The organism is Paenibacillus agaridevorans (assembly GCF_003112455.1).
In the GTDB taxonomy this organism is placed as follows: domain Bacteria; phylum Bacillota; class Bacilli; order Paenibacillales; family Paenibacillaceae; genus Pristimantibacillus; species Pristimantibacillus agaridevorans.
In genome coordinates this window covers 83,846-105,026 of the sequence record NZ_BDQX01000054.1, presented here as the reverse complement: position 1 = coordinate 105,026, position 21,181 = coordinate 83,846, and the positions used below count along the sequence as shown (strand labels likewise).

The window sequence follows — 21,181 nt, the reverse complement described above, 5'->3', positions numbered from 1 at the left end:
CGCATATGCGGCTTATTTAAGATGTTTGGGGAGGATCGGCAATAATAATTGCACCGAGGTTCCCACATGCTCCATGCTGTTGATCGTTAAGCCGTAATCCTCTCCGCATATCGTTTTGATGCGGTCGTGGACATTTTTCATGCCGATGTTTTTGCTTGGCGCCTTGGATTCCGCAAGCAGCTGCTGAAGTTCCAGCAGCCTGTCCTCTCCGATGCCCGCACCGTCGTCGTAGATCGTTACGACCAGCTTGCTGCCGGCAACCTCCAGCGATACAAGCACGCTGCCCTTCCCGCCCTTGGGGCGAATGCCATGCTGGATCGCGTTTTCGACGATGGGCTGCAGCGACAGCTTTAGAATGGGGTAGTCTCTTCTCACCTCGTCGGCGATTTGCAGCCGGAGCTCGATTCGGTTTTCGTAACGAACGCGAATAATATAAAAATAGTCCTCCAGATGGTTCAATTCTTCCTGAACGGATACCCAATCCTCTCCGTAATCGATCACGTATTTCAACTGATTGGACAATGCCAAAATCATATCGGCGACTTCTTCGTCATCGTTGTAGACGGCATTCATCCGAATGACTTCCAGCGTATTGTACAAGTAATGGGGACGTATCTGGCTTTTCAACGCGCTGAGCTCGGCTTGCTTCTGCTTGATTTCCGCGACGTACGCATCATTGATAAATATTTTGAGCCGATCCACCATTCGATTAAAGCCAAAGGCCAGCCTGCCAAGCTCGTCCTTGCCGTATCTCTCGATGTGCGTGTCCAGATTCCCCATTTCGACCTTATTCATATGCAGCAGCACATTGCGAATAGGGGCCGCGAGCCGCTTGGAGAACCAGGTTCCCATTGCCAGCAGCACGATCGAACAGACGATAATGGCGATATAGACGGTCGATTGAGTGGATGTCAATTGCTCGAACAGCCCATTTTTGGATACCCGCATAAAAACCTGTCCCTTTAGATAGGGAACCTCATCGCTAAACGCCAGATAACCGCTGTCGTCGGAACGATCCAATACGGAGATCGCTTCTCCGTCTGCCGCTTCCTTGCTGCTGTAGTAGACTTGATTGTCGCTGTCGAGCACGTAGAGCTCATCATCTCCGGACAAGTTCGTTTCCTGCAGCAAACTATCCAGCACCCCCGCGTCTACGTCGATAAAAAGACTTCCTACTACTTTAGGGTCCGGAGTCAGCGTGCCGGAAATATCGATCAGGTTGCGCGCGAACGTAATCACCTTCTGATTCGGCGCGTTGTAATAATATTCGCCATGGGTCGGATAGATCGACAAGTAGTTGGGACGCTCCTCCAGCGGCTTCAGCCATTGATCGATGGGCAGTTTATCCGCGAGAAGGGGTTTGCTTTGCTTCGTCTGATAATAAATCTTTTGATCCAGCGCTCTTACGAAATAGACGCTTCGAATATGCTTGTCGCTGTATAACACTGTTCTTAAAAACGCGCCGATAGGAACGCTGTTGATCTGCTCGAACTGGTTTACGTTAGCCGTCTGGTCTACGGACAACGTAGGCGAATAACCCTCGTATCTGCCTGTGTACATAAGTCTCGTTATTTCGTCGTAATCCGAAAAAAAGTTGTTGATATTATAGCTCAAATATAAGGACATCTGCTTTAAATTGTTGATCGTAAACTGCTGAACATGACCGCTGAATGCCTGCAGCGAAAAGATGCTAAGCGCAATAAGCGGTATCAAGCCGACCAGCAAAAACGCAGCCGAAAATTTTACAAAAATACTGTTCCACCACTTCCGCAAGATCGCCAACGCCTCCCACTCCCCCGATTAATAAGCAAGAAAGCATGTCCCGCCATCAGCGCATGTTCCATATGCGCAAAGCGAAGCATGCTTCCATCCAACGTTCCTATCCTTTTATTGCCTTAATGCTTGTTTGTACTCTTGCGGCAGCTTGCCTGTCTGTTTCTTGAACATATCGCTGAAGTGGCGGGCGTTATTGTAACCCACCTGCTCCGCGATTTCGTAGATCATCATATCTGTATGCGTCAGCAGCTCCATTGCCTGCTTCATTCGCAGATCCGTAACGTATTGCTTGAAATTGCGTTTCATATGTTTCTTGAAAAAGCTGCTGAAGTAATACGGGTTCATAAACGCGATGCCCGCCACCGACTCCAGGGAAATATCTTCTCTATAATGCTCATCGATATAGGCCGCTATACGGGCTATTAACGTTTGTTCCTTGATCCCCGGCTTGTCGCCGATCCGATTGTACAGCTCCAGCAGCATATCGTATATCCCGTCGCATAAATCCTTGTAAGTGACATAGGTTTCCAGCCGGCCCTGCAAATGCTGGATGTCGAAGCCGAGGTCCGACATGGGCACATCCGCTTTCTTGACCTCTTGCACGATAAAGAGCATCGACGAAAAGCAAGTGGATACGGCAAGCTGCCGGTTGCCGATCGTCGCGCTTTCGATTAATCGCAGCAGCGTTTGCATCGAAGCTTTCGCACCGGACCAGTCGCCCCCGGTCAGCGACTTGATTATGCCGGACTGGAGCGTAAACCATTCGTTTTCGCTGTCCTTGCGTTGCTCCAGCTTGCGGTACGGGATGACACGGTTCAGACCTTCGTAATAGGTCATCTCCAACGCTCTTTTTGCCTGATCGCCGGATTGCTTGAGCCCAAACAGGTTTCCTGCCGATTCGCCCACGCCGACGGAAACCTTGAGTTTCAAATAGTCTGCTATATTGCGGCGGATGGCATCGGCCAACCGAAGCGGCACATCCTCCGAGGTATGGTTAAGCACGAAAATATGGGCTCCGTTCTGAATGAAGGAGTATCCTTTCCCGTATAAGCCAAGACTTTCTTGCACAATGTTATGAATGGCGAACTCCACCAGCTTCTGCGTTTGCGCCGGCCAGCGCTCGCTGTCGTTGCCCGAAGGGTCGATGCCGAGAATACCGATCGTATATAACGAATCATCCAGCTTCTCGAGCAAATACGGGTAACCCTCCGACTGCTCGGAAAACGTTCCTTCGGCAAGCTGGGCCAACCAGCCGCCCACTTCGTCGTCTCTGTTTTTGCGCTCCAGCAAGTTCAGCTTGTCCCGGATCCGCCCTTCCTCGTTTTCCTCCGAAATTTGGACCAGTGTCTTCTTGATGACGGCCTCCAATTCCGTTTTTTTAACGGGCTTGACCAAATAATCGACCGCGCCGTAAGCGACGGCGTCTCTGGCATAAGCGAATTCCTGATACGCGCTGATAAATACAACTTTGATCGGCAGCTGCCGTCGCTTGATTTCTTTAATGATGTCAATGCCGCTGAAATAAGGCATATTAATGTCGCTGATGACTACATCGGGCTTATAGGTCTCGATGGCCTCGAACAGTTCTTTGCCGTCGTAAGCATAACCCGCAATTTCCATGCCGTGTTGATCCCATGGAATCAGCTTGGTGAGCCCTTTCAATATGATCGGTTCATCGTCGGCCAGCACTACGGATATTGCCATTCGGCGACACTCCTTCCTCGTTCAATCATCTATACAAGCTAGTATACCAAGCGGAATTCAAGATACTCCTTCGAACTAAGCTATCGATGGGATGCAAGGGTAGTTTAGCACAGGTTAACAGGGGCCGCATGGGCTTTTTTTAAGGGATTTCAGCACTTTTTTTAGAACTTCCACACTCTCCGAACGTCCGAACGCAAAAGAACCCGAAGGAAGTCTCTCGATCTTCCGTCAGGTTCCATATCTTCCTTGGTATGAGCGAGATCAAGAAACGGCTTTATTATTCCGTTTGCAGTCCGTGTTCTTGCACTCGTGGTAATTACCAATAAAGTCCAGTCGATGATCCAGCACCTTGAAGCCGTATTCCCGCTCCAGCCGCTCCTCCAGATCCGTCAGCCAATCCTCCTTGATCTCATCCAAAGCGCCGCATCTCTGGCAGATAAGATGGTGATGCATATGCTCCTGGCCTTCGCCGCGAAGATCGTACCTCGCAACCCCGTCGCCGAAGTTCATCTTGGCGACAACCTGCAGGTCGGCTAGCAGCTCAAGCGTCCGGTAAACAGTCGCAAGACCGATCTCCGGGAATTTCTCCTTGACGAGCATGTACACGTCCTCCGCGCTCAAGTGATCCTGCTCGTTTTCAAGCAATACGCGCACGATGATCTCGCGCTGCGTGGTTAGCTTGGAGCCATTCTCCATTAATGCTCGTTTAATTTTGTCGATCTCAGCCGAAACGTTCATTCCGCCCTGCTCCCTTCCAGCTCGTTATCTATTTAGAGGTTATTATGGGCTTTCCTTGTGTGTATGAGGAATCCTAACCTGGCAGTCCAATTATTTAGAATTATTCTAAACTAATGGTAGTCGATTTTCGCTAATAATGCAATCTCAAGTTGCGAACATTGTCGCCATATTCATCAATATGACAAATATGGACCGCGCGTCTATTTATTTTATAGCATTAACGTCTCCGACTCAAACAAAATGTTTGTAATAGGATACGTTGTTTCTGCTACACCAAAAAGCCGACCTCTCGGCCGGCTTTCTTCTAATCAATTATAGAAGTCATCGATTGTTTCCTCAAATATCGGCTAACACCTGGTACCAGATGCCTCGTTTGGAATAAAGCTTGGACCGCACCTCATCCCAGCCGCCCAGATAAGAGATATCGAACAATCCTTCCGGAACGACAAATTGTCCGCTCAGCTCCTGCTTGACGTTTTCCCGAGCCGGCCGGAAGCCGTGCTTCACGAACACGCGCTGCGCTTCCTCGGCATGCAGAAAGGCGATAAACGCTTCCGCCACTTCTCTGGTGCCGTGTTTGTCGACGTTGCGATCGACTACAGCCGCCGGATTCTGAATGAGAATGGTATCCTTCGGCACAACGATCTCGTACGGCACCCCTTGCTGGATACGCGCCTTGAGCTCATTCTCGTACGTTACGATGACGTCGCCCACGCCGTATTCGAAGGCGGCCATCGACGCCCGTCCGCTCTTGTCGAGCGATTCCACGTTGGAGTGAATGGATTTCAGGAATGACTTGGCATACGTCTCCGACTTTTCTCCTTCAAGTTCTTCGGAACGCTTCAAACCTGCGCCGTAGATCGCGTTGATATCCCACTGCGCGCCGCCGGACGTCTTGGGGTTCGGATACAGCACCTTAACGCCATCCTTCGCGAGATCATCCCAGTCCTGAATACCCAGCGGATTGCCTTCGCGCGTTCCTAAAACGACGATGGATTCCGTAATCATGCCGCCATCGCTGCCGCCGCGCCAATCATGACTGATGAAGCCGGCGTCTTCGATTTTGTCCAGATCACCTTCCATCGCCAGTACGGCGACATCGGCTTCGAAGCCGCCCGCGATAGCCCTTGCCTGCGTGCCCGAGGCTTCATAGGACTCTTGGAACACGAGGCTCTGGCCCGTTTCCTGTCGCCACTTCTCCTTGAAGGCCGGCAGCAGCTCCGCGAAAGCGTCCTTCACGACGGAATACGCGCCGATAACAAGCGTCACGTCGCCTTGCGGAGAGCCCGGCTCAGCCTCTTGCTCTCCGCAGCCCGCCGTGGCCAGCAATGCCGAGGCAATCAGAAGAGATGCCAGAAGCTTTCTGTATATTGATGATTTGCGTTTCATCCATGCAACAACTCTTTCTCGTGAAAGTCGTTAGGTCGGCTTATAGCTAGATATGAATTGGCATCGGATCAACCTTTAGCGGATTCTCCATAATCCAGCTGTCGTCGTCGTTGAACATATAGGCGCGATGCACGAGTACCTGTACTTGCCCTCCCACTTGGAGCACCTCTCGTTCCAGGGATCGGTAGGTAATCAGCTTCGTATCGCCGATCGCAAGCTCTACCATCCATTCGCTTCCGCGAAAGTGCAACTGACGGACGGTTGCCGTCGTTGCCGCCGATGCGAGCTTGATCTCGCCCGGCTTGCCGTGCTCGATATATTCAGGACGAATGAGTGCTTTGGTGCCGGGTTGATCGGATAATGACTCGAAGCCCTTTAAAATGGAAATATCCTCAACGATCGTGGACTCTCCGATAAAGCTAGCAACGAACGGCGTCTCCGGATTTTTGTAGATATCCCAAGGGCTTCCCTTCTGCTCAAGACGTCCCTTGCTGATTATCATGATTTCGTCGGCTACCTCGATGGCTTCCTCTTGGTCATGCGTAACGAAGATCGATGTAATGCCGACGCGCTCGATCATTTCCTTTAGCCAAGTCCGCAGCTCCGTCCGGATTTTGGCGTCGATCGCCGCGAACGGTTCGTCAAGCAGCAGCAGTTGCGGCTCGGGCGCCAGCGCCCTCGCGAACGCGACCCTCTGACGCTGACCACCTGACAACTGATGCGGGTAACGATGCTCGAAGCCCTTGAGCCCCGTAAGCTCGATGAGATACATGACGCGCTCGCGGATCTTCTCTTTGGAAAGCTTCTTGACCTTAAGACCGAAAGCAACGTTATCGTATACCGTCATATGCTTAAACAGCGCGTAGTTCTGAAAGACAAAGCCGATGCCCCGCTCTTGCGGAGGCAGATCGTTAACGCGTTGGCCATGGAACACAATATCGCCGCTGGTCGGCGTCTCGAGTCCCGCCAGCATGCGCAAAATGGACGTTTTGCCGCCGCCGCTCGGTCCCAAGAGCCCAATCAGCTTGCCCTTCTCGATGTCGAAGCTGACGTCTTTGACGGCGTTGAAATCGCCGAAGCTTTTGTTTAAGCCGCGAACCTCAATATGCATGGCTAATGCACTTCCCTTCTTTTCTTCGACCATTCCATCAGCAGCAGCAATCCGACGGATACCGCGGCCAGCACCAGCGCGATGCCGTTCGCTGCCACAACGTTAAAGTTTTCGACGTCCTGGTAGACCAGGGTCGTTGCTGTCTGCGTTTTGTTCATAATGTTGCCCGAGACGACCAGCACCGCTCCGAATTCGCCCATGGAGCGCGCCACCGTTAGTACGACGCCATAGATGACGCCCCAGCGGATGGACGGCCAGGTAACCTTCCAGAAGGTGTACCAGGAGTACGCCCCCAGGGTAGATGCCGCCTCTTCCTGCTGAGCTCCGATTTCCTGCAGCACCGGCATGACCTCGCGGACCATAATCGGAAATGTGACAAACAGCGTCGCCAGAATCATGCCCGGCAGCGCGTAGACGATATTGACGCCCATGTCGGCGAACAATGCTCCAATGACGGTGCTTGGTCCCAGTATAAGGACGATCATGAGACCGCCGATTACGGGCGATACCGCAAACGGAAGATCTACGATGCTATTAAGCAGTCGCTTAAGCCGTGGTCCCAGCCATTGTGCTCTTACAAGGTACAACGCCAGCATGACGCCGAACAGCGTGTTGATGATTGTAACGAGAACGACGATAATACCCGTCATCATCAATGCATGGATGGATTGCGGACGCGACAGCGCATCCCAGAAGCCATCAATTCCTTCCTCCCATGCACCCGTAAAAATTTTAACCAGCGGCACGATCAGCAGAAGCGTAAATATGACATAAGTCAGGATGATCCACAGTCTTCTCACGGTGTCGACCTCCTTGCTTGCAGCTGGTTCACGAGCCACAGAATCAGGAAGGACAACGTCAATAGCATAACGGATACGGCTGCAGCGCCTTGCGGGTTATTGCTCTCAATCTCTCCGAATATAAAGACGGAAGCAACAAGCGTCTTGCCGGGAATATTGCCCGCAACCAGCACGACGGCCCCGAATTCCGCCAGCCCTCGGGAGAAGGCAAGCATTGCGCCGCTCAAAATACCGGGCAGCATCGTCGGGAAGATGACGCTAAAGAACGTCTTCGCCTTGGAGGCGCCGAGCGTGTAAGCCGCTTCTTCCTCCGAACGGTCCAGCTCCTCCAGCAGCGGCTGAATGGCCCGAATGACAAAGGGGAACGTAACGAACAGCATCGCGATGACGATAGCCGGCTCGTGGAACACGATCTCGATTCCAATCTTTCCGGCCAGCATGCCAATCAGGCTGTTAGGCCCCAGCAACAGAAGGATAAGTAAACCTCCTACCGCGGTAGGCAGTGCAAAAGGCAGATCGACGAGACTGTTCAGTATGCTCCGGCCCGGGAAGCGGTAACGGATCAGGACCCAGCCTATCATCGTACCGATCAACATATTGAGCACTGTGGCAATCAGAGCCAGCTTGAGGGTCAACAGTACGGCCTTCCAGGCCAGCGGATCCGAGACGCTTTCCCAAAATGGCGTCCAGCCGAGCGAGAAGGATTGGGTATATATCCCGACAATCGGCAGTACAATAAGACATAAAAAGTAGATCATGATGGCGCTTCTGAATCCGAAGCTCCAGGCTTTCCCCCGGAATATTTCGTTCACTGTGACATAACCCTCCAAACCATCGGCTCGAGCCGCAGGTGTGTTAACCATTTCATAATTACACAATTCCTATTAGCTTACTAGGTATTATAAATTTAGCATCCACCACTAAAGGAAGTCAATGGTTAATTACGAAAAACTGATCGGTTTAATAGCCTATTCTTATATATAGGTACGTCGACTCATCCGTAGACCCGATAACTCGAACAATTACTCTCGCGTGTCGGCGGCGGACACGGCCCCTGATACCACTGCACATAATCGCTCGAAAAGCGGTAGATAGCGGACTTAAGTCGGCGTGAGCGACTTACACATTCGAAAAGCGGACGATTTACTTACTGACGCCTAAAAACGACGAAAAAGCCGGCGCTCAACGCGCCGGCTTCAAGTCTATTCGCCTTCAATATAATAGCGGCTCTCGCCTTCCATGATGACCGACTGGCCTTGCGTCAAATCCGTCATCCACGCGATGAACGTGTCCTTCGCAGGCTCCTCCGGCAGACAGAGCACCGTCACGCGGTCGGTGAACTCCGTACCGCCCACTCGCGTACCGCGGCCGTGCAGCTCATTCTCCAGCTTGCCGTACCACGTGTAGTCCACGTCAACGAACACCTCGCGATGTAGCACCAGTTGGATCTCCTCAGCAGCCTCGATACCCGCTACCGCACCGTCCGTATAAGCCCGCACGAGTCCGCCAGCGCCCAGCATAATGCCGCCAAAATAGCGGGTGACCACTACAACGACGTTTTTAAGGCCTTTGTTTTTGATCACCTCGAGAATTGGTTTGCCTGCCGTGCCGCTTGGCTCTCCGTCATCGGACGCCTTCTGGTGCTGATCGCGCTCTCCGACCACATAGGCGGAGCAATTGTGCGTAGCCTGACGATGCAGCCGCTTGATCTCATCGATGAAAGCGACGGCTTCCTCTTCGGTTTCCACAGGTTTCGCGTAGCCGATGAACCGCGATTTTTTGATGACGATTTCTTTGCTGGCTTCTTGCCTGACCGTTTTATAGCTGGTTAAGTTCATTTGTTTCGCCTCCCGTCCCCGGGAACTACAGACGCGCTTCCAGCTCGGCTTTTTCCTTCTCGAAGCCCGGTTTGCCGAGCAGCGCGAACATATTGCGTTTGTAGGCTTCAACGCCCGGCTGATCAAACGGATTCACGCCCAACAGGTAACCGCTGATGCCGCAAGCCTTCTCGAAGAAATACACCAGGTAGCCGAACGTGTACGGCGTCATGTCCGCGATGTTCACGATCAGGTTCGGCACCTGACCGTCCGTATGCGCAAGAAGCGTACCTTCGAATGCCTTTTTGTTGACGAAGTCCATCGTTTTGCCCGTCAGGAAATTAAGTCCGTCGAGGTTATCGTCGTCATGGCCGATCGTGATGTGCTCCGCAACTTCCTTCACTTGAATAACCGTCTCGAAGATGTTCCGGTTGCCTTCTTGGATAAATTGGCCCATGGAGTGCAGATCGGTCGAGAAATCGACGGATGCCGGGTAGATGCCTTTGTAATCCTTGCCTTCGCTCTCGCCGAACAGCTGCTTCCACCATTCCGACACGAAGTGCAGGTTAGGCTCATAGTTGACGAGAATTTCCGTCACTTTACCTTTGCGGTACAAAGCGTTGCGCGCCGCTGCATATTGGTACGCCTCATTCTCCGCCAGGTTAGGGTTGCCATATTCCTTGGATGCGTCAGCCGCGCCTTGCATCATGGCATCGATGTCGATACCCGCGACCGCGATCGGCAGCAAGCCTACTGCCGTCAGTACGGAATATCGGCCGCCTACATCATCCGGAATGACAAACGACTCGTAGCCTTCTTCATTAGACAGCTTTTTGAGAGCGCCCTTCTCCTGATCAGTCGTTGCATAGATACGTTTGCGAGCTTCTTCCTTGCCGTATTTTTTCTCCAGCTCCGCACGGAAGAAACGGAAAGCAATTGCCGGTTCCGTCGTCGTACCGGACTTCGAGATAACGTTGATGGACCAGTCTCTGCCTTCCAGCAGCCCCAGCAGATGAGTTACGTAAGTCGAGCTGATGTTGTTGCCCGCAAACAACACTTGAGGGGTCTTGCGCTGTTCCTTCGACTGGATGTTGTAGAACGAATTCGACAGCATCTCGATCGCGGCGCGCGCGCCCAGATAAGAACCGCCAATGCCGATGACGATCAGCACTTCGGAATCGGATTGAATTTTGGAAGCGGCCTCTTTGATTCTAGCGAACTCTTCCTTATCGTAATTCGTTGGCAGATCGATCCAGCCCAGATAGTCCGAGCCGGCTCCCGTGCCGTTATGTAATTGGCCATGTGCCGCTTTGACCTGCTCTGTCAGGTTGTCGATCTCGTGTTTACCGATAAAAGCCAGTGCCTTGCTATAATCGAATTGAACGGTTTTGCTCATGTTTGCTAATTCCTCCTCTATGTAACTATTCCATTAGAATATCGGATTAAAGCCCCGAATACAAGCATAACCCCCTGTTTGGAGGGGGCCTGCCATCCGCTTCTCTGCTTAATAGTATGGAGAAATCATGAGGTATACGACGACGCCAGTGAAGCTGACATAAAGCCAGATCGGCATCGTCCATTTCGCGATTCTGCGGTGCTTCTCCACTTGATTCGTCATGCCGCGAACGGCCGACATCAGCGCAAGCGGCACAACGACTACCGCAAGCACGATATGAGTAAGCAGCACGAAGAAATAAATCCCCCGAAGTATGCCTTCGCCGCCGTATTTGGTCGACTCCGTCAAGTAGTGATAGGTTACGTAAGAGACGAGGAAAAGCGTTGTGGACAAGAAGGCCAGACCGATAAACGCCCTGTGCATTTTAATATTTTTGCGCTTGACGGCTACCAGCGCTACGACCAGCGTCAGAAACGTGAAGCAGTTGAAAATCGCGTTCAGCAGCGGCAGCATTTTAACGTCGAAACCGACTTCGCCGTCGTAGGCCGGCAAAAAGAACAGGATCGCGACCAACGCCACGATGACGACCGTTAATACCGTCACCAGCGGCGTGTAATTTCTTTCCTTCATGGATTGGAATCCCCCTATTGCAAGTTGGTAGTGATTGTTTTAACTTTAGCCCATTTTCATAAGGGAATACAATGTCGGAGTGTTGACGTTTATGTGAAATTGCTGCAAAAGGCCGCATCGCTATAACGATGCGGCCTCATCGGCTGACGCGATTACTCGTAAATGTACGAACAACAGTAGTCCGTCACTTCGGCAACCTGAAGCTTGAACTTCGTGTTGGCGGGAACTTTGAATTCGCCCTCGCCTTGGATATGGATCCATTCCGTTTCGCCTGGCAGGAGCACCTTAAGATCGCCGCCCAGAATTTCCATAATTTCAAGGCAGTCCGTGCCGAATTCATAGTCGCCGGGCAGCATGACGCCAAGCGTTTTCTTTGTGCCGTCTGCGAATACAACCGCGCGGCTTGTTACTTTGCCGTCGAAATAGACGTTTGCTTTTTTGATTACGGTTACGTTCTCGAATTGCGACATGATTGATCCAATCTCCTTTAGTCCTCAGCAGGCGTAGTATTTGAATAATGGCAAAGCGAAGCGGTCGACGCCATTCTCCTTAGATGCAGCGCGTTTCATACAATCCAAGTAGGCCGGGGAGGAATTCGTTCCAACGAACGAAGCCCTTCCCAGCCTCTCATATGGCTATTACAGTAATGCTTTTACCTTGCTTACAACATTCTCGACCGTGAAGCCGTATTCCTTGATCACGCGGTCGCCGGGAGCGGATGCGCCGAAGCGATCGATGCCCAAAATGTCGCCTTGATCGCCTGTGTAACGCTCCCAGCCGAACGGATGCGCCATCTCGATCGCGAGACGAGCTTTCACGCCTGGCAGAATAACCGAGTCTTTGTAAGCCTTAGGCTGGCGCTCGAACAGATCCATGCTCGGCATGCTGATGACCCGAACCTGGATGCCTTCTTCCGCCAGCGCTTTCTGAGCGGCTACCGCCAGCTGCACCTCGGAGCCCGTTGCAATCAGCTGTGCTTGCGGCTCGCCGGCAGCGTCGGAGACTACGTAAGCGCCTTTGCTCAAGTTCTCGCGGGCGCCCGTTACGGTGCCTTCGAGAATCGGCAGGTTCTGGCGAGTCAGCACAAGCGCGATCGGATTGCCCTTGTTCTCTGCCGCGTAAGCCCATGCTGCGGAAGTTTCGTTGCCGTCTGCAGGACGGATAACCGTCAAGCCCGGGATAATGCGGATAGAAGCCAGTTGCTCGATCGGCTCATGCGTTGGACCGTCTTCGCCTACCGCGATGGAATCATGCGTCAAGACGTAGACGACAGGCAGATTCATCAGCGCGGCCAGACGGATTGCCGGACGCAGATAATCCGTAAAGACGAAGAACGTGCCGCCGAAAACTTTGATGCCCGTATGCAGCGCGATTCCGTTCATCGCCGCCGCCATGCCGAACTCGCGAACGCCGAAGTAGATGTTGCGCCCATCGTAGCTGCCCGGTTTGAATTGCGTCAGGCCTTTCAGGTGGGTCATCGTGGAACTTTCCAGGTCGGCGGAGCCGCCGGCCAGGTTCGGCACGCGATTCGCTAAACCGTTCAGGGCGTTGCCGGAAGCAACGCGCGTCGACAAAGGCTTGTCCTCCGTCGTGTACGCAGGAAGTTCCGCGTCCCAGCCCTCGGGCAGGTCGCCAGCCGTTGCCAGCTCGAATTGATTGGCAAGCTCCGGATAGGCTTCCTTGTAAGATGCAAATAGCTCATTCCAAGCCGCGTTGGCTTGTTCGCCTTTGGCTTTTGCCTCTGCGAAATGCGCGCGCACTTCGTCCGGCACGTGGAACTGATGGTTCTCATCCCAGCCGTATACTTGCTTTGTCAGCTTCGTCTCGTCTGCGCCAAGCGGCGATCCGTGAGGACCGGCATGTCCGCCTTTGCCGCCTTTGTTCGGGCTGCCGAAGCCGATGACCGTTTTCACTTCAATCAAGGTTGGTTTGGAGGCGTCCGCTTTGGCTTCCTCGATCGCTTTTGTCAGTGCGCCGAGATCGTTGCCGTCGGAAACGCGAAGCACCTGCCAGCCATAACCTTCGAAACGTTTTTGTACCGTCTCGGAGTAAGACAGGCTTAGCTCGCCGTCCAGGGAAATATCGTTGGAATCGTACAGCACGACCAGCTTGCCAAGCTGCAGGTGACCGGCCAGGGAAGCCGCTTCATGCGAGATGCCCTCCATGAGATCGCCGTCGCCGCAGATGGAATACGTATAGTGATCGATAACGTTGAAACCTTCTTTATTGTAAACGGCTCCCAGATGCGCTTCTGCCATTGCCATGCCTACCGCCATCGCGATGCCTTGGCCAAGCGGACCCGTTGTCGCGTCTACGCCAGCCGTGTGGCCGAACTCAGGGTGACCCGGCGTTAGCGAGCCCCACTGGCGGAAGTTCTGCAGTTCTTCCAGCGGAAGTGCGTAACCCGACAGGTGAAGCAAACTGTACAGCAGCATGGAACCGTGGCCTGCGGATAATACGAAGCGGTCGCGGTTGACCCACTCCGGATTGGAAGGGTTATGGATCATGTCCTTGGCGAATAATTGGTAACCCATCGGAGCCGCGCCCATAGGCATGCCCGGATGACCGGATTTTGCTTTTTCGATGGCGTCGATCGCCAGCGTACGGATCGTGTCGATCGACAGCTGATCGATAGATTTTTGCGTGACAGACATTTGTGTTCCTCCTAATTTGTCATTCTCTGTACCTATCCAAAGCCAGGTTAAAAGCTTTGAATATTGTATCACCCGGCATTAATTGAATACAACCGTCTTGTTCCCGTGTACGATAACCCTGTCCTCGATATGCCACTTCACGGCGCGCGCAAGCACGACGCGTTCGATCGTCCGGCCGATTCGCTTTAAATCCTCGACGTTATCGCGATGCGTGACGCGCTGAACGTCCTGCTCGATGATCGGACCGCCATCCAGTTCTTCCGTAACGTAATGCCCCGTTGCTCCGATGATTTTGACGCCCCGGTTGTAGGCTTGCGCATACGGCTTGCCCCCTACGAAAGCAGGAAGGAACGAGTGGTGGATGTTTATGATGCGGTTCGGGAACTGCTCGATAAACTTCGGCGATATAATCTGCATATAGCGGGCAAGCACGATAATATCCGCTTTGTCCGCGACGATCTCCATCTGCTTGCGCTCCGCTTCCGCCTTCGTCTCCGCGGTAACCGGGACATGATGGTACGGGATGCCGAACGATTCCACAAGCTCCCGCAAATCGGGATGGTTGCTGATAACCATGGCGATCTCGGCATCCAGCTCTCCTGCGCGCCACTGCCACAGCAGCTCCATCAAACAATGATCTTCCTTGGATACGAAAACCGCCATCCGTTTCTTGCGGCTGGCCCGAAACGTGTGCCACTTCATCTGGAAGCGGTCGGCGACCCGCGCGAAATCTTCCACAAGAACGGGAAGCTCCCGGTCCATGTCGTTTAAGTCGAATTCGAAACGGATAAAGAACATGCCGCCTTCAGGGTCCATCGTATATTGGTCTGAGGAGACGATATTCGCGCCATGCTCATAGAGAAAATGAGACACCGCCGCGACGATGCCCGGACGGTCCGGACAGGAGATCAACATCCGGGCTCGTCCTCCTTGTCCTTTCGATAGTTTGGTTACTTGAGATGACATCGGATAAATCTTCCTTTTCTACAATAAATTTTGTTCCAAAAATCGGACTTTTTGAACAACCTCTTTAAGCCTTTACGAGCAGATCTTTCCCTGCAAACCATGCCGTCAACCGCTGGTTCACTTGCTCCTCCGACAGCTCGGAAGATAACGGACCGTCTACTTCCAGCATATCGTACAAGCGCTCCATTGGCTCCCGTGGATCGGCTTTTTTCGCCTTTGCGTCATTTTTGAGCAGCGTCCACGTATCGATGATAAACGATCTGGGAACGATCTCGTGCTTGCCGAAATAATGATGAAGCTTCTCGACGTCTTCAAGAAAACTTTCGCCAAAGCGCGCCTTCACATCACCGCGCAAAAGTGCAATCTCGGCTTCGTACATCGGCCGTTCCTTCTTGTCGACTTTGCCAATCCACGGCGTCTCCAGTATAAACGGCCGTCCCTTCAGAGCGTCGTGGCGGATAATGTTCGAGATCGCTTCGTGTCCCAGCCAGCCTGCGCCGATGGGAGCATGGCGGTCTTTGGACGCTCCCCGCGGATTTTTGCTGTCGTTAACGTGTACGACGGCGACGCGATCCAGCCCCACGATTCGATCGAACGTCTCCAGAACGCCGTCCAGATCATGGACGAGGTCGTAGCCTGCGTCGTGCATATGGCAAGTATCCATGCAGACGGTCAGACGATGGTTGTCCTTTACCTTCTCGATAATGGCGGCAATCTCCTCGAAGCTTCTGCCGATCTCCGTTCCTTTGCCGGCCATAGTCTCGAGCGCGATATTGACAGCCGTGCCGCTTGTTCCTGCGAGTACTTCGTTTAATCCCTCGGCAATCCTGTTGATGCCAAACTCCGCATCCTTGTCTGTATAAGCACCTGGATGAAGGACGATATTGCGGACGCCGATCGCGTCCGTACGGCGAATCTCTTCTTGCAGGAAGTTTACGGCGAGCTCGAACGTATCATCCTTGTAGGAGCCCAGATTAATAATATACGGCGCGTGCACGACGATCTCGCCGATCCCGGCTGATTCCATCCTTGCCTTGCCTTCTTCGATGTATAATGTGTCGATGGGTTTGCGGCGCGTATTCTGCGGCGCCCCCGTGTAAATCATGAACGTGCTGGAACCATACGAGATTGCCTCTTCGGCTGCAGTCAACAGACCCTTGTCCGAGAATGAAACGTGAGAACCTATTTTCAACATTGGCTTGAACGCCCCTTTCGGTTGATCAAACCTTATTTTACAAGGAATGTCGAAATAAATCTACGAATACGCTATAATTCATTATTGAGGTGACATAAGGTATGAACGGAACGCCAAGCTGGTTTATGTATTTTATCGTTTTCTGGGCGATCGTGATGGTTATAGCCATGTCCGTTGGCGGCTTCTTCATGTTCCGGAAGTTCCTGAAGGTGCTCCCGATGAGGGACGGAAAGTCCAAGCTGGATTGGCAGAATTATTGGGTCGAGCGCAGCCGCAGCATGTGGGGCGAAGAGTCGAAGCAGTTCCTCGATGAGCTGGTATCGCCGGTGCCTAATGCCTTCCGCGACATTGCCAAACATTCCATCGCGGCCAAGATCGGTCAAGTCGCAATCGAACACGGAGCGAAGACCGTTACGCGCGAGCATTGTATTGAGGGCTACATACGCGCAACGCCCAAGCGCGATTATCGGATCCTTATGTCGTTCATGGAACGCAAAGGCATCGACTACAGACCTTACGAACATTTGATTAACAAATAGTGCTGACGCACTTGGCGACTACCCGCCAATAGATGTATTGTTTCAGTGCCGTCATGTCCGGTTAGACATATTTATGCAACCCCGCCACCCGCTCGTTCGTCTTACTATCGTAGGAGGTGGTTCAACCATGAAGAACAAACGCAGAACAAAGACCGCTGGAGCAGCCGCAATATTGATGGCCGTCATGCTTACTGCATCGGCTTGCGGCGCCAACAATAGCAACGCAGGTCAAAACGTGAACGGCTCGCCCGAGCCCGGTATTAATGACCAATTGCCTGAGGAGAGCGGCATTCAGGATCCAGGCTCTATCGGCGACGACGAAGAGACGAAGCAGCCCGAAGAGTCCGCTCCTACTACAGGGGGCGGCACGGATCCGGACGCTCCGGCCGATATCATTATTAGCAACGAGGGAATCTATACCGGCCAGAACGATTCCAATTCCATTGAAATCAGGACCGATGAAGGCGCCGAGACGTACCAAATAACGGAGGAGCTCGCATCCGCGATCGAGGCGCTCCCAACAGATGCGCCCGTCGCATTCGAATATACGGAGAAGGTCATTGACAGCGAACAAGGCATCAAGCAGCTGTGGCTGACGAAGATCGAAGCCAAATAACGGCCGGGGAGTGACGGGGGATGAAGGTTGCAATAACGGGCGGGACGGGGTTTATAGGAAAGGGCTTAACCGATGCTCTGATTGAGCGTGGCGATACGGTTTGGATCATTACGCGGCAGGCTGCCGCGAAGCAACCCGACGGCTCCGGACCGAGTTACGTAACCTGGGACATGCTGGAGCGAGATCCTTCCATCCTGGAAGGAATCGACGCCATCGTTAACTTGGCCGGAGAAAGTATTAACCAACGTTGGACGAAGTCGGCCAAAGCCCGTATCATGGATTCCCGGAAATGGGCTGCAGCGAAAGTCGGACGTCTCGTCCGTGCGCTCCAAGATGGCCCCTCCGTCGTCGTTAATGCTTCCGGGATATCCGCCTACGGCAGCTCGGAAACGTTAGTTTTCGAGGAAGACAGCCCGACGGCCGTGACCGACTACTTATCGGAGGTCGTGCGCAGTTGGGAAGAGGCGGCGGACGCCATTCCCGCGAAACGTCTCGTTAAGCTGCGAATAGGGTTGGTTCTCGACCGCAAGGGAGGCGCCTTCCCGTTGATGCTTCTTCCTTACCGGTTGTTCGTTGGAGGTCGCGTCGGTTCAGGCAAACAAGGTCTCTCCTGGATTCATATCGACGACATGATCGGGCTCATCCTGTTCTGCCTGGATAATGACGACATAAAAGGTCCTGTCAATGCCTCTGCTCCCGAACCCGTCAGCAACGACGAATTCGGCAGGGCGATCGGAGAAACGATCGGAAGGCCGCATTGGTTCCCGCTTCCGGCAGGATTGATGCGAGTCGGACTCGGCGAGATGTCTACGCTTCTGCTTGACGGACAGCGCGCGCTTCCCGTCAAGTCGACCAAGCTGGGCTTTCGCTTCAAGTATCCCAAGCTGGATCAGGCGCTCACACAGCTCCTCGTCTCCCAATAAGCCAGCCCTCCCTGGGCTGGCTTTTTCTAGCCCTTGCCGAACTGGTAAGCAGGTCCTTTGTTTCCCGTTAACTGTATCGTATCGCCGACAGCTAACGGATAAGATTTGTAAGGCACCATCATCGTCCCATTAAGCAGGCTCCCATTCCTTGAGCCCAAATCCTTGGCGACGTGACAGCCTTGCTCTTTCACAATCTCCAGATGCAAGCGCGATACCCCGTCCGCCTTCTCTTCGTAGCCATCGCCTCCGCTGCCTCGCCCGATTCGAAACACTTCCGACGAGATCGGAATCACCTCTTCCTTGCCATTCCACCGCCGCCTTAGCAGCACATCTGCCGCAACGTGGCCACCGCTATCATTCACTTGGTCAGCATCCTTTCCGCCCAGGACAGTCGTCGGGGCAAGCAGATCGTCCATTTTCCGCTGCTCGTCCTCCGCTTCTTTTTCTTGAGGAGGCAATGCATAGCTTCCCAGCGAGCTGGTCGTCACGCCGTCCTTGCGATCGTTTTCGCCTTGCATGCTCCATGACTCGCTATGCGAGTCGCCTGTCCGCCAACGTTCTCCCGTACGCAAAGGACCAGAATGCAGCTCAAACGAGGCTGCCATGTTCTCCCCTTCCGGCACAGGTGCAGACGGTTCCAGCAGCATGCCGGCTCCCCTTCTCCACATCCATACCACGGCGGCCAATAGCAGGACGGTCAGGCCAAGGCTTACGAGCATCGTCTGCGTAGTGCTATAACCAAGATAAACGAAGCGCCAAATACATGCCGTGCCCAGTACCCCTCCCGATGCAATCAGCCAGCGCTGGCTTCCTGATTTCTTGGCGGCTGCTTCGCCGCTTTCAATAAAACTCTCATCGCCTTGATCGCAAGATTCAATAGATTCATTAGTTGTAATGGATGAATAGCCGCGTCCCCGCCCGTGCATTGAATCCTCCCGTTCAAGAGCGCTCCGCTCGAATATGCGAGAGGCTTGCATTCGGTTACGGGTGCTGCCGCCCATATCATCCAAGTTTTGTTTAAATTCATGTCCTCTTGTTATCCCATCATTGCCGGACGCCGCCTCTGGCAACAGATGCTTGCTGCCGAGCTTCTCCATCATCAGCTCCCTAAGCTCTTCGAGCGGCCATCGATTGCCGCCGAACATCCTCAGCACTTCCTGCAAGCCTTCACCGTCCACATGCTCGATGTAAGCAGACCATCTGGCTACCATCGCTAATAAATCATCACCAGCCGCACTCTCTTCCTCGCGGGCATGCAGCGGTACATAAACAAACGAAACGTCTTCAATATTCTCCCCGACAAATAGAAAGGTATCGCCAAGCATGCAACCTTCAGGCCGAAGCATATAATCTCTGCATTCCAACAATCCGGAAACGACTTTGTGCAGCAAACCATAGAATTGATCCATCGCAAGGGGCTGCTGCTGCAGCCTATGGATCAGCATCTTCTTGCCGTTCAGCGCATAACGGAACGTGACGTTCCCGTCCATCTCCATCCATTCCATTGGCAGCAGACACGGCACGTTTTGCGATCTCAGCATGTTGATCTCCAGCTCGTCCAGCTCGGATCTGCGGATGCCACCATCCTTGTCGAGCGTCATCTCGTGGCCTCGCCCGTTGACGAAATCAATGCGATACGGCTTCAACACGATCCCCCCTTTCTTCAATAACATGATGTTACGTAAGCGAAGGCCAGACCAGCGCAACAGCTGGCACAACGGCAAGCATGAAGGGCATCCGCAGGCGTGAGCGGACTTTCCTGGAGCCCTTCTCATGACTCAAGGCAATGGCCGATTCGGCAATTCGAACTGCTCCGGCTTTCTCGGCAACGCCTGAATCAGTACCTGAATCATCAACGCCAACGCCTGACTCAGCAGCATCCGACTCGGTCAAATAACGGATCGCTTTTTTTATCGCAACCGAAGGGAGCATTCTTCCAGCGAGCATCAGAAGACCGATGATCCCTGCGCACACAATGGAGGCCATCATAAGCTGCAGAACGGTCCCGACGCCAATCCAAGCGCCCGCCGCGCCGAACAGCTTGACATCTCCCGCTCCTATGCCTCCAAGTACATATAGCAGCAGCAAAGGCAGAAAACCCGCCGTTGCCCCCCAACTTGCGGCAGCGAGCCCTGCACCACCGTCTATCGAAAAATGATACAGCAAGCCTGCAACGAAGAAGGTAAACGTGAGCCAATTCGGAATCCTTCTCCACCTCATGTCGGTTATAAACGCCGCAAGCAGCAGCAACAACAAGGCTGCTAAGGCAAAGCTTGTGCTCATGTCGGCCCTCCTTTCTCGTACAACGATGGAAATGAAACTTAATCGCCCCGGTTTCGTTTCTCGACCAGAAAATGTTTCGACACATTGGATGCCGCATGCTCCCCTTCCGCAGTCACGGTCAATTTCCAAATGCCCGGCGTTGTATTGCCCGACACATGCCAAGTCCAGGACACAAAACCTTTTCCATCCGCGGTGGCATCTCCAAGATGCTTCGCCTTGCTGGCGCCGCTTTTGTACATAACGCCTAATGACACCGGTTGGCCGGGATTCGTCAGTACGGTCACGGTCGCCTTCTGACCGGGGCGAAGCGGAGTCGGCGTAATGGAGACGATTTGCAGATGTGGGCTTTCATTACCGTCTCCACCGATCTTCGAGCCATAGGCAGCCGCCACCGCATCGCTAATCCAAACCCGCTCGCGAACCTGTTCCTTTAGTACGATCTTCTTCCCCAGCAATGGCATCCTGACAGGGAATTCATATTGAATAACAACGGTTAGATAAGCGTCATCCTTGTTAACCAGATCGGGAAGCATAAGCTTGGCCAATCTCAGTCGTTCCGGACGAAGGACCGTCTCCGCCGCAAACCTTCGGGCAAGCGGCTCGATGGTGCTGCGTCCCAGCTCTGTCGCAGCAAGATCTACAAG

The 21,181-nt window shown here is 53.2% G+C and carries 19 protein-coding genes and 1 pseudogene; 3 read left to right on the top strand and 17 right to left on the bottom strand.

The annotated features are described in order from the left end of the window. Positions 1–12: 12 nt before the first annotated feature. From PAT3040_RS06370 to PAT3040_RS06305, 14 genes are all read right to left on the bottom strand, one after another. On the bottom strand, positions 13–1,773 hold the full coding sequence (locus PAT3040_RS06370) for a cache domain-containing sensor histidine kinase (protein ID WP_258234867.1): 1,761 nt from the start codon (positions 1,771–1,773) through the stop codon (positions 13–15). Positions 1,774–1,887: 114 nt separating this feature from the next. After that, complete coding sequence (locus PAT3040_RS06365; RefSeq protein ID WP_108991932.1) at positions 1,888–3,480, bottom strand: response regulator; 1,593 nt, start codon at positions 3,478–3,480, stop codon at positions 1,888–1,890. Between the two features lie 261 nt (positions 3,481–3,741). Beyond that, entirely contained in the window at positions 3,742–4,218 is a 477-nt protein-coding gene (fur, locus tag PAT3040_RS06360; protein ID WP_087570820.1) for a ferric iron uptake transcriptional regulator, read from the bottom strand. A 336-nt stretch (positions 4,219–4,554) separates the two neighbouring features. Continuing rightward, positions 4,555–5,607: a sulfate ABC transporter substrate-binding protein gene (locus PAT3040_RS06355; protein WP_108991931.1), complete on the bottom strand. Its 1,053-nt coding sequence runs from the start codon at positions 5,605–5,607 to the stop codon at positions 4,555–4,557. 46 nt (positions 5,608–5,653) lie between these two features. Continuing rightward, positions 5,654–6,718, bottom strand: coding sequence for a sulfate/molybdate ABC transporter ATP-binding protein (locus tag PAT3040_RS06350; RefSeq protein ID WP_087570822.1), 1,065 nt, complete (start codon positions 6,716–6,718; stop codon positions 5,654–5,656). A gap of 2 nt (positions 6,719–6,720) precedes the next feature. Continuing rightward, on the bottom strand, positions 6,721–7,518 hold the full coding sequence (locus PAT3040_RS06345; protein WP_087570823.1) for a sulfate ABC transporter permease subunit: 798 nt from the start codon (positions 7,516–7,518) through the stop codon (positions 6,721–6,723). Then, the gene (gene cysT, locus PAT3040_RS06340) at positions 7,515–8,330 is read right to left on the bottom strand and encodes a sulfate ABC transporter permease subunit CysT (RefSeq protein WP_256975929.1); all 816 of its coding nucleotides are present in this window, start codon (positions 8,328–8,330) and stop codon (positions 7,515–7,517) included. Before cysT ends, PAT3040_RS06345 begins: the two co-directional genes overlap by 4 nt. Positions 8,331–8,720: 390 nt before the next feature. After that, positions 8,721–9,356 (bottom strand): YigZ family protein, encoded by a 636-nt coding sequence (locus PAT3040_RS06335; protein WP_108991930.1) that lies wholly within the window; start codon positions 9,354–9,356, stop codon positions 8,721–8,723. Between the two features lie 25 nt (positions 9,357–9,381). Beyond that, positions 9,382–10,731 (bottom strand): glucose-6-phosphate isomerase, encoded by a 1,350-nt coding sequence (locus PAT3040_RS06330; protein WP_108991929.1) that lies wholly within the window; start codon positions 10,729–10,731, stop codon positions 9,382–9,384. A gap of 108 nt (positions 10,732–10,839) precedes the next feature. Beyond that, positions 10,840–11,361 carry a DUF420 domain-containing protein gene (locus PAT3040_RS06325; RefSeq protein WP_108991928.1) on the bottom strand — a complete coding sequence of 174 codons (522 nt, stop codon included), beginning with the start codon at positions 11,359–11,361 and terminating at the stop codon, positions 10,840–10,842. Positions 11,362–11,513: 152 nt separating this feature from the next. Continuing rightward, positions 11,514–11,831: a pyrimidine/purine nucleoside phosphorylase gene (gene ppnP / locus PAT3040_RS06320; RefSeq protein WP_087570828.1), complete on the bottom strand. Its 318-nt coding sequence runs from the start codon at positions 11,829–11,831 to the stop codon at positions 11,514–11,516. 168 nt (positions 11,832–11,999) lie between these two features. Beyond that, positions 12,000–14,015: a transketolase gene (gene tkt / locus PAT3040_RS06315; RefSeq protein ID WP_108991927.1), complete on the bottom strand. Its 2,016-nt coding sequence runs from the start codon at positions 14,013–14,015 to the stop codon at positions 12,000–12,002. Between the two features lie 78 nt (positions 14,016–14,093). Further along, the gene (gene purU, locus PAT3040_RS06310) at positions 14,094–14,981 is read right to left on the bottom strand and encodes a formyltetrahydrofolate deformylase (RefSeq protein WP_087570830.1); all 888 of its coding nucleotides are present in this window, start codon (positions 14,979–14,981) and stop codon (positions 14,094–14,096) included. 64 nt (positions 14,982–15,045) lie between these two features. Then, positions 15,046–16,176: a deoxyribonuclease IV gene (locus tag PAT3040_RS06305; protein ID WP_108991926.1), complete on the bottom strand. Its 1,131-nt coding sequence runs from the start codon at positions 16,174–16,176 to the stop codon at positions 15,046–15,048. A gap of 101 nt (positions 16,177–16,277) precedes the next feature. On the opposite strand from PAT3040_RS06305, the gene PAT3040_RS06300 reads away from it, so the two are divergent. From PAT3040_RS06300 to PAT3040_RS06290, 3 genes are all read left to right on the top strand, one after another. Next, positions 16,278–16,715 (top strand): DUF2621 domain-containing protein, encoded by a 438-nt coding sequence (locus PAT3040_RS06300; RefSeq protein ID WP_087570833.1) that lies wholly within the window; start codon positions 16,278–16,280, stop codon positions 16,713–16,715. 127 nt (positions 16,716–16,842) lie between these two features. Next, positions 16,843–17,331 (top strand): LytA/YqiH family protein, encoded by a 489-nt coding sequence (locus tag PAT3040_RS06295; protein ID WP_108991925.1) that lies wholly within the window; start codon positions 16,843–16,845, stop codon positions 17,329–17,331. A gap of 20 nt (positions 17,332–17,351) precedes the next feature. Continuing rightward, complete coding sequence (locus PAT3040_RS06290) at positions 17,352–18,254, top strand: TIGR01777 family oxidoreductase (protein WP_108991924.1); 903 nt, start codon at positions 17,352–17,354, stop codon at positions 18,252–18,254. A gap of 26 nt (positions 18,255–18,280) precedes the next feature. On the opposite strand, the gene PAT3040_RS06285 is transcribed toward PAT3040_RS06290, so the two are convergent. From PAT3040_RS06285 to PAT3040_RS36805, 3 genes and pseudogenes are all read right to left on the bottom strand, one after another. Next, entirely contained in the window at positions 18,281–19,900 is a 1,620-nt protein-coding gene (locus tag PAT3040_RS06285) for a DUF6382 and FHA domain-containing protein (protein ID WP_181376460.1), read from the bottom strand. Between the two features lie 31 nt (positions 19,901–19,931). After that, entirely contained in the window at positions 19,932–20,537 is a 606-nt protein-coding gene (locus PAT3040_RS06280) for an A24 family peptidase (RefSeq protein WP_108991922.1), read from the bottom strand. Positions 20,538–20,575: 38 nt separating this feature from the next. Continuing rightward, positions 20,576–21,181 (bottom strand): annotated as a pseudogene (locus tag PAT3040_RS36805) (AAA family ATPase); the annotation flags it as partial.

Coding starts and splice junctions, on each gene's coding strand:
- PAT3040_RS06365 (WP_108991932.1), bottom strand. CDS start 3,480: ATGGCAATATCCGTAGTGCTGGCCGACGATGAACCGATCATATTGAAA.
- fur (WP_087570820.1), bottom strand. CDS start 4,218: ATGAACGTTTCGGCTGAGATCGACAAAATTAAACGAGCATTAATGGAG.
- PAT3040_RS06355 (WP_108991931.1), bottom strand. CDS start 5,607: ATGAAACGCAAATCATCAATATACAGAAAGCTTCTGGCATCTCTTCTG.
- PAT3040_RS06350 (WP_087570822.1), bottom strand. CDS start 6,718: ATGCATATTGAGGTTCGCGGCTTAAACAAAAGCTTCGGCGATTTCAAC.
- PAT3040_RS06335 (WP_108991930.1), bottom strand. CDS start 9,356: ATGAACTTAACCAGCTATAAAACGGTCAGGCAAGAAGCCAGCAAAGAA.
- PAT3040_RS06330 (WP_108991929.1), bottom strand. CDS start 10,731: ATGAGCAAAACCGTTCAATTCGATTATAGCAAGGCACTGGCTTTTATC.
- PAT3040_RS06325 (WP_108991928.1), bottom strand. CDS start 11,361: ATGAAGGAAAGAAATTACACGCCGCTGGTGACGGTATTAACGGTCGTC.
- ppnP (WP_087570828.1), bottom strand. CDS start 11,831: ATGTCGCAATTCGAGAACGTAACCGTAATCAAAAAAGCAAACGTCTAT.
- tkt (WP_108991927.1), bottom strand. CDS start 14,015: ATGTCTGTCACGCAAAAATCTATCGATCAGCTGTCGATCGACACGATC.
- purU (WP_087570830.1), bottom strand. CDS start 14,981: ATGTCATCTCAAGTAACCAAACTATCGAAAGGACAAGGAGGACGAGCC.
- PAT3040_RS06305 (WP_108991926.1), bottom strand. CDS start 16,176: ATGTTGAAAATAGGTTCTCACGTTTCATTCTCGGACAAGGGTCTGTTG.
- PAT3040_RS06300 (WP_087570833.1), top strand. CDS start 16,278: ATGAACGGAACGCCAAGCTGGTTTATGTATTTTATCGTTTTCTGGGCG.
- PAT3040_RS06295 (WP_108991925.1), top strand. CDS start 16,843: ATGAAGAACAAACGCAGAACAAAGACCGCTGGAGCAGCCGCAATATTG.
- PAT3040_RS06290 (WP_108991924.1), top strand. CDS start 17,352: ATGAAGGTTGCAATAACGGGCGGGACGGGGTTTATAGGAAAGGGCTTA.
- PAT3040_RS06280 (WP_108991922.1), bottom strand. CDS start 20,537: ATGAGCACAAGCTTTGCCTTAGCAGCCTTGTTGTTGCTGCTGCTTGCG.